Genomic DNA, 14,461 nt, shown 5'->3' on the forward strand with positions numbered 1-14,461 from the left:
CTTACCATCTACCCCGCAACGCCCGGTCTTCGCCGGGCGGCAAGTCCAGGAGACCCTCATGGCTTACACCCTCCCGCAGTTGCCTTACGCTTACGACGCGCTGGAACCGAACATCGATGCGCAGACGATGGAAATCCATCACACCAAGCATCACCAGACCTATATCAACAACGTCAACGCGGCGCTGGAAGGGACCGAGTACGCGGACCTGCCGATCGACGAACTGGTCTCCAAGCTGAAGAGCCTGCCGGAGAACCTGCAGGGCCCGGTGCGCAACAACGGTGGTGGCCACGCCAACCATTCGCTGTTCTGGACCGTGCTGGCGCCCAACGGCGGCGGCGAGCCCAAGGGTGAGGTCGCCAAGGCGATCGACAAGGACCTGGGCGGTTTCGAGAAGTTCAAGGAAGCGTTCACCAAGGCTGCCGTCAGCCGCTTCGGCTCCGGCTGGGCGTGGCTGAGCGTGACTCCTGACAAGAAGCTGGTGGTGGAAAGCACCGCCAATCAGGACAGCCCGCTGTTCGAAGGCAATGCCCCGATCCTGGGTCTGGACGTGTGGGAACACGCGTACTACCTGAAGTACCAGAACCGCCGTCCGGAATATATCGGCGCGTTCTATAACGCAGTCAACTGGGACGAAGTCGAGCGCCGCTACCACGCTGCCATCGCGTGAGTCGTGTGCTGACGCTGTGACGTCGGAAGGCCGGGAGAGATCCCGGCCTTCTGCTTGATGGCGGCCAGTTTTCCGTCCAGGCGCGCGCTGCGTAGCAGATTTCCCGGAGGCCTTCCATCGTGCGCCAGCACGCGCCTGTGGAGAGTGTGGCCGCAGGCTCAGTCGAAACCAGGGTTGGGCGCCGCGCCAGTGCTGGCATGGCGAATATCCATGATTCGTCGTCGCGCACCTGCACGCGCAGGGCTTGGCCGATGATGCCTGGTCGCGCAAGCATGCCCTTGCAAGTGCGTCGCCGCAGGTTTGGCCAACGCAAAAGGCCGGGAGCGATCCCGGCCTTTTGTATGCGTATTGCTGTCGCAGCGACACGCGCCGCGGACGTTGCCGTCGGCGGCGGAAATCAGAACTTGGCGTCGAACTCGCGGGCGTAGCCGGTATTGACGATGACCTTCTGCAGCGCATCGCTGATCTTGATGTTGCCGGCCACGATCTGCTGGGTTTCCGGGCCCATGTTGTCCATGCGCGGCGGGGTGGCGCCCTTGTAGTCGCAGACGCGGCCACCGGCTTCGCGCACCAGCAGCACGCCGGCCGCAATGTCCCAGGCCTTGACGCCGGCTTCGAAGTAGGCATCGGCACGGCCGCAGGCCACGTAGGCCAGGTCCAGAGCCGCCGAGCCGGTACGGCGCACGTCTTCGGCCTGCACCAGCAGCGCGTCCACGCACTTGAGCTGGGCGCTGGCGCGTGCGCGTTCGCGCGGCGGGAAGCCGGTGTGGACCATCGCGCCTTCCAGGTCCTTGCGCTCGGCAATGCGGATGCGGCGGTCGTTGAGCACCGCGCCGGCACCGCGGCTGGCGGTGAACAGCTCGTTGCGCAGCGGGTCGAAGATCACCGCGTCGGTGGGTTCGCCGTTTTCCACCAGCGCGATCGACACGCAGTAATGCGGAAAGCCACGCAGATAGTTGCTGGTGCCGTCGAGCGGATCGATGACCCAGGTATAGCGCCCACTCTTGCCACCTTGCACGCCGCCTTCTTCGCCGAACACGGCGTACTCGGGGTAGCCGCGCTTGAGCTCCTTGATGATGACCTTCTCGGCATCGGCATCGACTTCGCTGGCGTAGTCCATGCGGCCTTTCTGCACCACATTGAGCGCATCGAGCTTGTTGATACCGCGCAACAGCACATTGCCGGCGAGGCGGGCGGCTTTGACCATGACGGTGACGGCGGGTTTCTGCATGGTTAAAGCTCCCGTGAAGGCAGAATGGACAATGACGAAGGTAAAAGAGCGGTCCGGCGCCAAAGCCGGCCGCGCAGTTTACCATCTACGACCGAATCGCTCCCCAATCTCCGTTCATGTCTGTCACCCAGCGCATCCGTTTCGTCCTTGTCGGTACCCAGCATCCAGGCAACATCGGCGCCGCCGCGCGTGCGATGAAGACGATGGGCATCTCGCGGCTGGTGCTGGTGGCGCCGGAACGTGCGCTCGACGAGGACGCCTACCGGCGCTCGGCCGGCGCTGAAGATGTGCTCGGCGATGCGCCGGTTTTCGACACCCTGGGCGAAGCGGTGGCCGATTGCACCCTGGTGATCGGCTGCACGGCGCGCGCGCGCCGGGTAGCCCTGGAGGAGTTGCTGCCGGACCAGGGCGCGCAGCGTGCCCTGGCCAAGGCCGGTGAGCCGGCCGAGGTGGCGTTCGTGTTCGGCCGCGAGCGCACCGGCCTGACCAACGACGAATTGCAGCTCTGCCATGCGGCAGTGCATATCCCCTCCGACCCGCAGTTCAGCTCGCTCAACCTGGCGGCGGCGGTGCAGGTGCTGACATACGAAGTGCGACTGGCGCAGCTGGCCGCGGGCGAGGCCGAGCCGGCGCCCGCGGCGGCCACCGGCCTGCGTGACGGGCCGGCCAGTCACGCGCAGCTGGAAGGCATGTTCGGCCAGTTGGGCGACACCCTGGACGAGATCGACTTCCACAAGGGCCGAGCGCCGGAGTCGGCGATGCGCAAGCTGCGCCGGCTGCTGCTGCGCGCCGAGATGACCGAGCAGGAGGTGCGCCTGATCCGCGGCATCCTGTCCGATGCGCAGCGCATGGCCATGCTGGCCAAGCGGGCCGGAAACTGACGTCTGTCACATCTTCAAAGATTCGGCTAGGCTGTCCGCGGCTCTAGGGGAGTGTCCGTTTTGCGCGGTCTACGATGGTGTCTGATTGCCTGCTGGCTGATCGCCGGGGCAGGCTTGGCCGTGACGGCTGCGGCAGCGCCTTCCTCGGTATTGGTGCTAGGGCGGATCAGCGATGATCCAGCAACGCATTACGATCAACTCAAGCCGCTGCTGGACTACGTGGTGCCACGCATGCGCGAGGTGGGCATCCGCCGCGGCGAGATCCTGATGGCGCCGGACGCGCGACAGATGTCCAGCTACCTGCGTCGCGGCCGGGTCGACTGGGTCAGCGAAACCACCGGTGCAGCCATGTTGCTGGAGCAGCGCGACAGCGCACACCCGTTGCTGATGACCGAGCGTGGCGGCGTGCGCGACTTCCATACGGTGTTCTTCGTGCGCCGCGACAGCCCGATCCAGTCGCTCGGGCAGCTGCGCGGGCATACCCTGGCGTTGCAGAATGCCTCGTCTACCAGTGGTTACCTGGTGCCGATGCTGGAGTTGATGCGCAACGGCATCGCCTGCGACGTGCTGCTCTCGCCGGACGATACCCAGGTGCTGGGCTCGGTCGGTTATCTGATGGTCGGGTCGAAATTGAACATCGCCGCGTTCGTGCACAAGCGCCTGATCGATGCCGGCGCCTTCAGCAATCTCGATTGGGACGACGAGCGGCATCTGCCGCCGGCGTTCAAGCGCGATTTCCGCATCGTGTACCGCAGCGCGCCGGTGCCGCGGGCGGTGGAGATGGTGCGCTCCGGCATGGACCCGGCAGTGGAGCGCCGCCTGCGCGCGGTGTTGCTGCAGGCCGCCTCCGACCCGAAGGCCGCCCCGGCGCTCAAGCGTTTCTTCGGTACCACCGCGTTTTACCCGCTGGATAGCGAGAGTCGCAAGCATCTGGATGCATTGAGCACCGGCTTGCAGCACGTCAGGAATGAAATGGAATGAGTCAGGTGCGCTTCGGGTTGCAGGCACGTTTCCTGTTGGTCATGGCGCTGACCCTGCTGCTCGTCGGCGCGATCCTGGCGTCGCTGTTGCAACGCCAGAGCGCGATGCAGCGCGAGGTGCGCGGGCTGAGCGCGCAGATCCTGCACGAGCTGTTCGATCGCAGCCTGCGCACCCGCGGCGAAACGCTGGCGACCGAGCTGGCCTCCGGTCTGGCCAACCCGCTGTATTACTCCGACCTGGGCGCGGTGGGGGCGCTGGTGCGCAATGCGTCGCGCCAGCAAGTGGTGACGTACGTGCTGGTGTTCGACAGGCGCGGCCTGCTGGTGCACGACGGCACGCCCAACCTGCAGCGCTACGGACAGCGCATGAACGACCCGCTCGCGGCCAAGGCGGTGGCGGCGCAGGCGATGTTGCTGCAATCCTCGCCCGAGGTGCTGGACGTGACGGTGCCGATCACGATCGGCGACCAGCGCATCGGTGGCGTGCGCGTGGGCATGTCGCGCGAGCGGGTGCGCAAGATCGAATCCGGCGCCAATTTGACCCTGGTCGAAAACCTCAATGCGATCGGCAAGCGCGACCTGGGCTGGTTGCTGGTGCTGCTGGCGGCGCTGGTCGGGCTGGGGGTATTGCTGGCGATCTACGTGCAACGCACGCTGGTGGCGCCGGTGCGCTTGCTGGCGGCGGCGGCGCGGCAGATCGAGCGTGGCGACTATGCGGTGCAACTGCCGCCGCATCCGCGCAATGACGAGATCGGCGAGCTGATCTCCGCCTTCGGCCGCATGAGCGAGAGCATTGCCCGGCACGACCGCGAAGTGCGCCACATGGCCTACACCGACGCGCTGACCGGACTGACCAACCGGCTGGGCTTCCGCGAAGGGCTGGACTACCTGCTCAACACCGCGCGCAGCACCGACAGCAAGCTGGCATTGCTGTTCGCCGATATCGACGATTTCAAGCGGGTCAACGACACCCTCGGTCACGAAGCCGGCGACGAAGCCTTGTTGCAGTTCGCCAGCCGCATCAGCCGCGCGGTCTCCGCGCTGGGTGGGGAAGACGCGATCCTGGCGCGCTTCGGTGGCGACGAGTTCGTGATCCTGCTGCAGAGCGGCGATGTCGCCCTGCTGGCCGCGCAGCTGGCGGAACGCCTGGTGCACGAACTGAGCCGGCCGTTGAACGTGCAGGGGCGCGAGGTGTTCCTGGGAACCTCGATCGGCATCACCTTGTTCCCCGACGATGCCAACGACGCCACCGCGCTGCTGAAGAACGGCGACATCGCGATGTACCAGGCCAAGGTGGCGGGCAAGAACTGCCACCGGTTCTATAGTCGCGCCGCCGATCATGCGGTGGAGCGTCGCGTGCATATGGAACATGAGTTGCGCGGCGCTTGGGAGCGCGACGAACTGCGGCTGGTCTACCAGCCAATCTATCGCACCAGCGACCGTGTGCTGGTGGGCGTGGAAGTGTTGCTGCGCTGGCAACATCCGGCGCTGGGCACGATCGCGCCGTCCACCTTCATCGACATCGCCGAGCAGAGCGGGCTGATCGAGGTGATCGGCCCCAAGGTGCTGCGCGCGGCCTGCCTGGAAGCGGCGCAATGGCCGATGGTGGGCGAGGGGTTGTTCATTTCGGTCAACGTCTCGCCACGCCAGCTACGCAGCGGGGCGTTGATCGACACCGTGGCCGAATGCCTGGCCGAATCCGGGCTGCCGGCCGCGCGCCTGCACCTGGAACTGACCGAAACGGCGGTGATCGGCGACGAGATGATGGCGGCCAGCCTGCTCGACCAGCTGCACCGCACCGGGGTGAAGGTGTGGCTGGATGACTTCGGCACCGGCTTCTCGGGCCTGAGCCATCTGCGCCAGGTGCCGGTGGACGGGGTCAAGATCGACAAGAGCTTCATCGCCGACCTGCAGCGCGACCCCGACGACCTGGCCCTGACCACGGCCATCATCAACATGGCGCATTCGCTGGGCATCACGGTGGTGGCCGAGGGCATCGAGCAGGAGGCGCAGTTCAATCTGCTACGCGAGCGCGGCTGCGATCTGGGCCAGGGTTACTGGTTCAGCCGCCCGTTGAGCCCGGTGGATGTGGTCAAGCTGATCGCTGCGGGCTGAGCACCGTCGGAGTGCACGTGGGCGCGCCGGGCGTTGTCGGTGTTGCTCCGTCGCGCCCGGGTGCGCTCCGACGACGTGGCGTGTTGTGTCGGGAGGTTGCAGCGGTTATCGCCGGAGACTTCGCGCAGTTGCTGCGGTGCCGGATGCCGGCGCGATTGGGCGTTTCTCGGTGAAACCCGTCGCACCCGGGTGCGTTCCTGCGGTCCACGTGCGTTACAACGGCCGCTTGCCGGTGTCGCCGGGAATTTCGCGTACCAGTCGCGGCACCAGGTAGCCGGACAGGCGCGTGGCCAGTTGCGTATGCAGGGCGCGCGCGCGGGCGTCGTCCACTTCGAAATGCGCCACGCCGGCCACACGATCGAGCTGGTGCAGGTAGTAGGGCAGCACGCCGGCGGCGAAACTGCGTTCGCTCAGCGCGGTCAGCGCGTCCACGCTGTCGTTGACGCCGCGCAACAGCACGGCCTGGTTGAGCACCTGCGCGCCAGCACCACGCAGCGCCTGCATCGCCGTATCCACCTCGGCATCGAATTCGTTGGCGTGGTTGGCATGGATCACGAACGCCACCGGCCATGGCAGGCTGCGCAGCCAGGCCAGCAAAGGCGCATCCACGCGCGCCGGCAGCACCACCGGCAGGCGGCTGTGGATACGCAGCCGCTTGAGATGCGGAATGGCGGCCAGCGCGTCGGTGAGTTCGACCAGCTTGAGCGTGGCCAGCGACAGCGGGTCGCCGCCGGACAGCAGCACTTCGTCGATGTCCGCATCGGCGGCGATCGCGGCCACGGCCTCGCGCCAGCCGTCGCGCGCGGCGGTTTCTTCGGCGTAGGGAAAGTGGCGGCGGAAGCAGTAACGGCAGTGCACCGCGCAGCTGCCTGTGGCGATCAGCAGGGCGCGGCCGTGGTATTTCTGGATCACTCCGGCCGCGGTCTTGGCGGCAGCATCGCCCACCGCATCCAGGCCGAAGCCCGGCACCGGCTGCATTTCCGCATCCAGCGGCAGCACCTGACGCAGCAGCGGATCGTCGAGGTCGCCATGCCGCATCCGCGCCACGAAGGCATGCGGCACCCGCAACGGGAACTGCGCGGCGGCTGCATCGCTGATGCCGGCGGCCTGGGCATCCAGGCCCAGCAGTGCCAGCAACGCGCGCGGGTCGCGCACGGCGTCGCGCCACTGCTGCTGCCAGCGCGTTGGCGGCAGGGCGGTGGCGGGAGATGGCTGTAAGGCGAGGGGGGCTGCGGTTATCATGTGCGGTCACAAAACCAATGCCCGCCGGTTGCGGCGGGCGCCCCATTCTAATCCGGCCCGCCCCCACTGTGGCGGGTCGTGGTCTATCGAGGAGCTGCACCATGGCCACTGTTGGCATGAACGACGTCAAGAACGGCATGAAGATCCTGGTCAACAACGAGCCGGCGGTCATCACCGAGACCGAATACGTCAAGCCGGGCAAGGGCCAGGCCTTCACCCGCATGAAGTACCGCTTCATCAAGTCCGGCCGCGTGGTGGAAATGACCATGAAGGCCACCGACGACGTGGAAGTGGCCGACGTGGTCGACACCGACATGCGCTACCTGTACAGCGATGGCGAATACTGGCACTTCATGGACCCGGAATCCTTCGAGCAGGTGCAGGCCGACAAGGCCGGCATGGGCGGCGCCGAAAAGTGGCTCAAGGGCGAAGAAGACTGCATCGTGACGCTGTGGAATGGCGCGCCGATCTGGGTGCAGCCGCCGAACTTCGTCGAGCTGAAGATCACCGAGACCGACCCGGGCGTGCGCGGCGATACCTCCGGCGGCGGCGGCAAGCCGGCCACCCTGGAGACCGGCGCGGTGGTGCGTGTGCCGCTGTTCGTCAACCAGGATGAAGTGATCAAGGTCGACACTCGTTCGGGCGAATACTCGGCGCGCGTCAAGTAATCCAGATGCGCCTGGGACGCCGGCCCGGCCGAGCACTACGCAGTGCCAGTGTCCTGATGGCGCTAAGAGCAGCTGACACAACGGCAGCTCGCGACGTGTTGTTGATCGCTCTAAGTGGCGCGCTTGTGGCGTGCCCGGCGTTTGCGCAAACCGCCGCCACCGCCTGCCACGCGCAGCAGGTGGCGGCGGTTGCGGCGGTTGCGGCGTCCGGGGTGGTTGGCGGCGCTGTGGACGCAGTGCCGGTCGAACGCGTGGTGGCGCAGACCTGCAAAGCGTGGCCGTACGACCCATCAATACGGCTGGCGGCGATTGCGTTTTCTGGCGATGCCACCACCGAGCCTGGCGAGCGCGACCTTGAATTACGCGTTGCGATGCTCGATGCCGGCACGAATGAGGTGGTGGCGCTGTACGCCCAGCAAATGGGCGAGGACGCCGGCTTCGAGCTTGCTGCCGACAGTCTGCGCCTGGATACCGCACGTTATGACCTGGCTCAGCGCGTGCGCGCGGTTGGCGTCGTGGTGCACAGCGTTGCGCGCGGTGCCAGTTGCCCGGATTTCGACAGCAACGACGCGCTGACCTTACTGGTACGCGAAGGGCGCCGACTGCGCCCGGTGCTGCAGCGGGATCTGAGTGTCTGGCGGCGGGTGAAAGGCGAGCCGTGCAACTGGGGCGCGACGGCTGTAGTGACCGAACGCGGTACGCTGACACTGGCGATGGACGCATCAGACCACGCCGGCTACGCCGACATTGCACTGACTGCCAATCTGGTGACCTCCACCACCGTCAAGGGTGTGGACGACACCGAACGCACGCACCGCCAACGCCAGGTGCTGCGCTACGACGGCATGCGCTATGTGCCTGTGACACGCTCCAACGACCCCTGGCCGTTCGGTAACTAACCTCAATGGATCCGCTCATGACCAATGCCCCGCCCGAACCCTGCGACCTGCTGATCGAGGCCGGCTATGTCGTGCCGATCGAACCGCATGCGGTGGTGCTGGAAGACCACGCGGTGGCGGTCAGCAACGGCGCCATCGTTGCCGTGTTGCCGACCGCTGAAGCACGCACGCGCTTTGCACCCGAGCAGACCGTCTCGCGCCCGGACGCGGCCTTGATCCCGGGCCTGGTCAACGCGCATACGCACAACCCGATGACGCTGCTGCGCGGCGTGGCCGACGACCTGCCGTTGATGGTGTGGCTGCAGCAGCACATCTGGCCGGTGGAAGCGGCGGTGATCGGCCCGGAGTTCGTCGCCGACGGCACCACGCTGGCCATCGCCGAAATGCTGCGCGGCGGCACCACCTGCGTCAACGAGAACTACTTCTTCGCCGATGTGCAGGCCGCCGTGTACAAGCAGCACGGCTTCCGTGCGCTGGTGGGCGCGGTGATCATCGATTTCCCCACCGCCTGGGCATCGTCGGACGATGAGTATTTCGCCCGCGCCGGCGAGTTGCACGACCAGTGGCGCGATGATCCGCTGATCAGCACCGCGTTCGCGCCGCATGCGCCGTACACGGTCAACGATGCCAACTTCGAGCGCGTGCGCATGCTGGCCGACCAGCTGGATCTGCCGGTGCATCTGCACACGCATGAAACCGCGCAGGAAGTGGCCGACTCGGTCAAGCAATACGGCCAGCGTCCGCTGGCGCGGCTGGATCGCCTGGGCCTGGTCAACGACCGCCTGATCGCGGTGCATATGACCCAGCTCACCGATGCGGAAATCCACCTGTGCGCCGAGCGCGGCGTAAGCGTGGTGCATTGCCCGGAATCCAATCTCAAGCTGGCATCCGGGTTCTGCCCGGCCTGTGCATTGCAGCGTGCTGGCGTGAACCTGGCCATCGGCACCGACGGCTGTGCCAGCAACAACGACCTGGACATGTTCAGCGAAAACCGCACCGCCGCCATCCTGGCCAAGGCGGTGGCCAACGATGCGACCGCGCTGGATGCGGCCACCACCTTGCGTGCGGCCACGCTAGGCGGCGCGCGTGCCCTGGGCTTCGGCGACAGGATCGGTTCGATCGAGGTCGGCAAGCAGGCCGACCTGGTCTGCGTGGACCTGGCTGCACTGGAAACCCAACCGCTGCATCATGTGCTGTCGCAGCTGATCTACGCCGCCGGCCGCCACCAGGTCACCGATGTGTGGATCGCCGGCAAGCCCAAGCTGGTGCAGCGCGAGCTCATCGACATGGATACCGCGGCCCTGGTCGCCAATGCGCGCCAGTGGCGCGACCGTATCCGCACCGTCCGCGCCTGAGCGCGCGTCATCGACTCACGGAGTTCCCTATGAATCCCGATACCTCCACCACCTCCGGCAACTTCCGTCAGACCGAACTGGACAAGTTCGCCGCGCTGGCCAACCGCTGGTGGGACGCCGACGGCCCGCAGAAGCCGCTGCATGCGCTCAATCCGGTGCGCCTGCAGTACGTGTCCGCGCGCCAGGAGCTGGCCGGCGCGCGCGTGCTCGACGTGGGCTGCGGTGGCGGCCTGCTCAGCGAGTCGATGGCGCGCCTGGGCGCGCAGGTGACCGCGATCGATCTGGCACCGGAGCTGGTGAAAGTCGCCCGCTTGCACAGCCTGGAGTCGGGCGTACAAGTGGACTATCGCGTGCAGTCGGTCGAAGACCTGGCGGCCGAACAGCCCGGCAGTTTCGATGCGGTGACCTGCATGGAGATGCTCGAACACGTGCCGGACCCCACTGCGATCATTCGCGCCTGCGCCAGCCTGCTCAAGCCGGGCGGCAAGCTGTTCCTGTCCACGCTCAATCGCACCCCGGCCGCGTTTGCGCTGGCGGTGGTCGGTGCCGAGTACATCGCGCGGCTATTGCCCAAGGGCACGCATCACTACAAGGACTTCATCAAGCCGTCCGAGCTGGCGGCGTGGTTGCGCGCAGCCGAGCTGCAGCTGGAGGACGTCAGCGGCATGCTGTACGAGCCGTGGCGCAATCGCGCGCGGCTGTCTTCGCGTACCGAGGTCAATTATCTGGCGTATGCGGTGAGGCCGTGACAGGTGGGGAATCGGGAGTCGGGAGTCGGGAATCGCAACCGCGGTTGGCCGGTGGATTCAAAGTTCCTGGTTCCGCGCTGATGACTGATTGCGCTGGCATGGCGGTGGTTCTGTGAGATTTCCGCGGGCGGTGTTGTTCGACCTGGATGGCACCTTGCTGGACAGTGCGCCGGACATGCTGGCGACCGTCAACGCGATGCTGGCGGCGCGCGAGCGTGCGCCGGTGACGTTGGAGCAGCTGCGGCCAGTGGTGTCCAAGGGCGCGCGCGCGATGCTGGGCATAGCCTTTGCCGAGCTCGATGAGCAGGCGCGTGCGGTGCTGGTGCCGGAATTCCTGAGCCGCTATGAAGCCTTGATCGGCACGCAATCGCAGCTGTTCGATGGCGTCGAAGACCTGCTGGCGCGACTGGAAAGCGCCGGCTGCCTCTGGGGCATTGTCACCAACAAGCCCGAATACCTGGCCCGCCTGATCCTGCCGCAACTGGGTTGGCAGCAGCGCTGCGCCGTGTTGATCGGCGGCGATACGCTGGCCGAGCGCAAGCCCCATCCGTTGCCGCTGCTGACCGCCGCGCAGCACATCGGCGTTGCGCCGGCGCAATGCGTCTATGTGGGCGATGACGAGCGCGACATCATCGCCGCACGCGCGGCTGTCATGCCGTCGGTTGCCGTGTTGTGGGGCTACCGCCTGCACGACGATGAGCCGGCGCGCTGGCAGGCCGATGTGCTGGTCGATACGCCGCAGTTGCTGTGGGACCCGGCGACGTGGCCGCAGACCTGATCCTTTTTTGTTTTTGTCCGGACCCGCCATGAGCCAATCCAGCGCCCTCGACAGTTTTCTCGACAAGTGGCGAACCCGCTGGCCGGAATGGTCGGTCGCCGAACCCTTCATTCCCGAACCGCAGCGACGCGTGACTGCCGCCTGGTTCGCCTTGCTGCAGGAGTGGGAAGACATCATGAACATCGCCGGCGACCCATTGCCGGCCGATGCCAAGCTGGCGTGGTGGCAACAGGAACTGCGCGATTGGTCCGAGCAACGGTCGCGGCATCCGCTGGGACGCGTGCTGGAGCCGGTGCGTGCGCCGTGGGCACAGTTGGCCGATAGCTTGCCGGCGATGCAGGCCGCACGGGTGCAGCCCGCATCGCTTGCGCAGGCGCTGGAGCAACTGCGTGGCTTCGCCGAGGCGGTAGTGGCCGCCGAAGCGGTGCTGTTTACGCGTGCGCAGCCTAGCGATGCCACGGCCGTGGCAGTGCAGTGGCTGGACGCGCGCCAGCGCGTGGCTGGCGATAGCGCAGCACCTGGCGGCGTCAGTGCCGTGGCCTGGCGCACGCAGTTGTTGCGGGCCTGGCCACGCAAGCCGGCGCTGGCTCGCCCGCATCGGGTGTGGTCGCGGCTGGCGCGCGTGCGCCTGCAGCGCGAGCTGGCCGGCAAGCCTGCCTATCCGCCGCCGGTCCAGCAGTTGTGGCATAGCTGGCGCGCCGCCAGCGGTGCGGACTGAGCGCGAGCGGGGCCGCCAGCGCGTCGCCTGAGGCGATCGTGCAAGTGGGTAAGCGTGTGCTGCCCGCGGGCAAGGTCAGAGTTCGCCAGGTTTTAGACCAGGGGCAGATTGCTTGCTGCGGCCGGCAGGCCACAGCAAGCACGTATCACCTGCAGACGCGGTCATCGATACGCAGAACACGCCATTAGATCGGCGAATCCGGCAGCACCGAATGCAGGGCAATGAAGGCGCCATTGCATTGCAGTGGCGCGCCTGGCCCGGGCGTGCCCTGCAGCTGCACATCGTTGGGCATCGATGACGTCAGCTGATCGTAGAAACTCACCGGGCCACCGTTGAAGGTAAAGTGCGTTGCCCCGGGATTGCTGGCCGGCCCACCGAAATGCGGTTGCGCAAAGGTGATTTTGCCGCCTTCCAGCACTACGTTGTCCAGGCTGATGGTGATCGGCAAGGTGGTGCTGGCGTCGCGGTATCCGTAGAAACTCAGTTCGCCGCCACCCAGCGTCGTCGACCCCAGCGAGTGCACGTTGCTGAGCGAAATGCCGGTGAACTGCGGGAGCTTGGTGCGCGTGGCCGGGTTGGCGTAATTGGCATCGAACACCAGCGGACGGGCAACGCCGCGCATGCAGATGTTTTCGAAGCTGATGTCGTCCACGTGGCCGCCGCGTGAGGCGTCGGACTTGATGCGTAGGCCATTGGCCGCATAAGGGTCGCGCAGGACGTCGTTGGCATTGAAGCCGTCGATGCTCAAGTCACGCACCGCAATGTGGCGCATGCCTGCGTCGGTTTCGCTGCCAAGCGAGAATCCGTGCGTGTAATAAAACTGGTTGTGCGCAAAGAGCATGTTCTCCGACGCGATGACACGGCTGGCCTTGGCGGCCGCCTTGATCGCCACGCCGTCGTCGCCGGTGCTGATATACGAGTACGCCAGCAGTACATTCTTCGATTGCCCCGGGTCGAATCCATCGGTGTTCTTGGCAGTTTCCGGGGTGAAGCAGGTGGCATGCGGATTGACGTCGGGCGTGCTCCCCGCCGGGCAGTGATAGCCCGGGCGCGAATACACCAGGCTGGGCGCCAGAATCTTGATGCCCCAGGCGGTCAGGCCCACCACGTTGTCGCTGATGACGTGGAAGTTCGGCGAGTTTTCCAGGGTGATGTCGTACAAGGTGACGTCGGTACTGTTGTCGATCTGCAGCAGCCGGGGCACATGCTGGCTGAGGCCCTTGCTGACATTGAGATAGGCCAGGTCCCACCAACTGGCTTTGCCGGCGTTGGGGCCGGCGGTGAGTGTGCTGCCGCCGCGGCCGTCGATCTTGCCTGCGCCGACGATGCCGCTGCCGGCTGCGCCGGTCACGTGGATCAGTGGATTACACGATTTGGCCTTGTCGTTGGTGGCAGTGCCGCAGGTGCCCAGGCCGTTGTCGTAGTCCTGCGGATTGCGTGACGCGAACAAGGTGACATTACGGTCGAGCCACAGCGTCACGCCGCTTTTGAGGGTGAGCGGGCCGCTCAACACGCCGGATTGTCCGGCATCGCCGGGAACCAGGTGCACCGCACTGCCGGCGGGGCAATCGTCGATGGCCGCCTGCAGGCGCGCCGTATCGCGCCTGGATTGGCTGGGATCCTGGTCCAGCGCATCGAGCGAGCCAGCGACCGGTACCAGGGCGGCCTTGAGCGTGGCGCAGACCTGTCTGGGCAGCGTGGGTTGCTGCACAACGCCCCAGCGGGTCGAGATGCTGTGTGCGGTCTCCGGCAGGTCCTGTGATGAGGGGCCCTTGGCAGATGCCTGAAAACTTGCAAGGCCAAACAGCGCCAGGGACAGTGGAGCCAAGGCGGGGATGGTGGATGGTGGGTGCATGGGGGAGTGCTCCAACGGGACGAACGGCGGTGCCCGATCTCGACACGGGATCAACCCGATGCATGACAGTGGCGTGACCATTGGCCGGTCGTCGCGCTACATGCAATATGGTGTCGATGGTGTCGCGTGAGCGGTCACGATGAGGCGCCAGCGTGGCGCCTTGGCGCGTTCGCCGATGGCGGTGGAGCGAATCCAGCGCCGCGCGCCCGAAGAAAATGGTTGTCTCACGGCGGGCCGTTTGCGTGCCGGCGAAAGGCGATGTCTTGAAAAAACGCCTGTTTGCACACTGCATCACGCGGGTGCAAACAGGCGCTATGTCC

13 protein-coding genes are annotated in these 14,461 nt (G+C 66.3%); 10 read left to right on the top strand and 3 right to left on the bottom strand.

Annotation, left to right across the window (positions count from 1 at the left end; all coding sequences use genetic code 11):
- Positions 1 to 58: 58 nt before the first annotated feature.
- Complete coding sequence (locus A7D17_RS19740; protein WP_064510661.1) at positions 59 to 670, top strand: superoxide dismutase; 612 nt, start codon at positions 59 to 61, stop codon at positions 668 to 670.
- A 397-nt stretch (positions 671 to 1,067) separates the two neighbouring features.
- Here A7D17_RS19740 and A7D17_RS19745 read toward each other — a convergent pair whose 3' ends face one another.
- Positions 1,068 to 1,901, bottom strand: a complete 834-nt coding sequence (locus tag A7D17_RS19745; protein ID WP_005913068.1) for an inositol monophosphatase family protein — start codon at positions 1,899 to 1,901, stop codon at positions 1,068 to 1,070.
- A gap of 116 nt (positions 1,902 to 2,017) precedes the next feature.
- Here A7D17_RS19745 and A7D17_RS19750 point away from each other — a divergent pair, with 116 nt between their 5' ends.
- The 3 genes from A7D17_RS19750 to A7D17_RS19760 are packed head-to-tail and all read left to right on the top strand — an operon-like array spanning position 2,018 to position 5,877.
- Positions 2,018 to 2,782 (top strand): RNA methyltransferase, encoded by a 765-nt coding sequence (locus A7D17_RS19750; RefSeq protein ID WP_064510662.1) that lies wholly within the window; start codon positions 2,018 to 2,020, stop codon positions 2,780 to 2,782.
- A gap of 51 nt (positions 2,783 to 2,833) precedes the next feature.
- Positions 2,834 to 3,763: a phosphate/phosphite/phosphonate ABC transporter substrate-binding protein gene (locus tag A7D17_RS19755; protein ID WP_064510663.1), complete on the top strand. Its 930-nt coding sequence runs from the start codon at positions 2,834 to 2,836 to the stop codon at positions 3,761 to 3,763.
- Positions 3,760 to 5,877 carry a putative bifunctional diguanylate cyclase/phosphodiesterase gene (locus tag A7D17_RS19760; RefSeq protein ID WP_064510664.1) on the top strand — a complete coding sequence of 706 codons (2,118 nt, stop codon included), beginning with the start codon at positions 3,760 to 3,762 and terminating at the stop codon, positions 5,875 to 5,877. Before A7D17_RS19755 ends, A7D17_RS19760 begins: the two co-directional genes overlap by 4 nt.
- Before the next feature lie 213 nt (positions 5,878 to 6,090).
- Here A7D17_RS19760 and epmB read toward each other — a convergent pair whose 3' ends face one another.
- On the bottom strand, positions 6,091 to 7,119 hold the full coding sequence (gene epmB / locus A7D17_RS19765; RefSeq protein WP_064510665.1) for an EF-P beta-lysylation protein EpmB: 1,029 nt from the start codon (positions 7,117 to 7,119) through the stop codon (positions 6,091 to 6,093).
- 101 nt (positions 7,120 to 7,220) lie between these two features.
- On the opposite strand from epmB, the gene efp reads away from it, so the two are divergent.
- From efp to A7D17_RS19795, 6 genes are all read left to right on the top strand, one after another.
- Positions 7,221 to 7,787, top strand: a complete 567-nt coding sequence (efp, locus tag A7D17_RS19770) for an elongation factor P (RefSeq protein ID WP_039407624.1) — start codon at positions 7,221 to 7,223, stop codon at positions 7,785 to 7,787.
- A 56-nt stretch (positions 7,788 to 7,843) separates the two neighbouring features.
- On the top strand, positions 7,844 to 8,686 hold the full coding sequence (locus A7D17_RS19775; RefSeq protein WP_161946561.1) for a PA3715 family protein: 843 nt from the start codon (positions 7,844 to 7,846) through the stop codon (positions 8,684 to 8,686).
- Between the two features lie 17 nt (positions 8,687 to 8,703).
- A complete protein-coding gene (locus A7D17_RS19780; RefSeq protein ID WP_064510759.1) occupies positions 8,704 to 10,041 on the top strand; it encodes a TRZ/ATZ family hydrolase in 1,338 nt (445 codons plus the stop codon).
- A 29-nt stretch (positions 10,042 to 10,070) separates the two neighbouring features.
- Complete coding sequence (gene ubiG / locus A7D17_RS19785; protein ID WP_064510666.1) at positions 10,071 to 10,790, top strand: bifunctional 2-polyprenyl-6-hydroxyphenol methylase/3-demethylubiquinol 3-O-methyltransferase UbiG; 720 nt, start codon at positions 10,071 to 10,073, stop codon at positions 10,788 to 10,790.
- An 88-nt stretch (positions 10,791 to 10,878) separates the two neighbouring features.
- Positions 10,879 to 11,568, top strand: coding sequence for a phosphoglycolate phosphatase (locus A7D17_RS19790; RefSeq protein WP_064510667.1), 690 nt, complete (start codon positions 10,879 to 10,881; stop codon positions 11,566 to 11,568).
- A gap of 28 nt (positions 11,569 to 11,596) precedes the next feature.
- A complete protein-coding gene (locus A7D17_RS19795) occupies positions 11,597 to 12,286 on the top strand; it encodes an isoprenoid biosynthesis enzyme family protein (protein ID WP_064510668.1) in 690 nt (229 codons plus the stop codon).
- A 184-nt stretch (positions 12,287 to 12,470) separates the two neighbouring features.
- Here A7D17_RS19795 and A7D17_RS19800 read toward each other — a convergent pair whose 3' ends face one another.
- Positions 12,471 to 14,141: a glycoside hydrolase family 28 protein gene (locus A7D17_RS19800; protein WP_064510669.1), complete on the bottom strand. Its 1,671-nt coding sequence runs from the start codon at positions 14,139 to 14,141 to the stop codon at positions 12,471 to 12,473.
- Between the last annotated feature and the right edge of the window lie 320 nt (positions 14,142 to 14,461).

Origin of the sequence: Xanthomonas floridensis (assembly GCF_001642575.1) — a bacterium.
Lineage (GTDB): Bacteria > Pseudomonadota > Gammaproteobacteria > Xanthomonadales > Xanthomonadaceae > Xanthomonas > Xanthomonas floridensis.

Coding starts and splice junctions, on each gene's coding strand:
- A7D17_RS19740 (WP_064510661.1), top strand. CDS start 59: ATGGCTTACACCCTCCCGCAGTTGCCTTACGCTTACGACGCGCTGGAA.
- epmB (WP_064510665.1), bottom strand. CDS start 7,119: ATGATAACCGCAGCCCCCCTCGCCTTACAGCCATCTCCCGCCACCGCC.
- A7D17_RS19760 (WP_064510664.1), top strand. CDS start 3,760: ATGAGTCAGGTGCGCTTCGGGTTGCAGGCACGTTTCCTGTTGGTCATG.
- A7D17_RS19780 (WP_064510759.1), top strand. CDS start 8,704: ATGACCAATGCCCCGCCCGAACCCTGCGACCTGCTGATCGAGGCCGGC.
- A7D17_RS19800 (WP_064510669.1), bottom strand. CDS start 14,141: ATGCACCCACCATCCACCATCCCCGCCTTGGCTCCACTGTCCCTGGCG.
- A7D17_RS19745 (WP_005913068.1), bottom strand. CDS start 1,901: ATGCAGAAACCCGCCGTCACCGTCATGGTCAAAGCCGCCCGCCTCGCC.
- A7D17_RS19775 (WP_161946561.1), top strand. CDS start 7,844: ATGGCGCTAAGAGCAGCTGACACAACGGCAGCTCGCGACGTGTTGTTG.
- ubiG (WP_064510666.1), top strand. CDS start 10,071: ATGAATCCCGATACCTCCACCACCTCCGGCAACTTCCGTCAGACCGAA.
- efp (WP_039407624.1), top strand. CDS start 7,221: ATGGCCACTGTTGGCATGAACGACGTCAAGAACGGCATGAAGATCCTG.
- A7D17_RS19750 (WP_064510662.1), top strand. CDS start 2,018: ATGTCTGTCACCCAGCGCATCCGTTTCGTCCTTGTCGGTACCCAGCAT.
- A7D17_RS19795 (WP_064510668.1), top strand. CDS start 11,597: ATGAGCCAATCCAGCGCCCTCGACAGTTTTCTCGACAAGTGGCGAACC.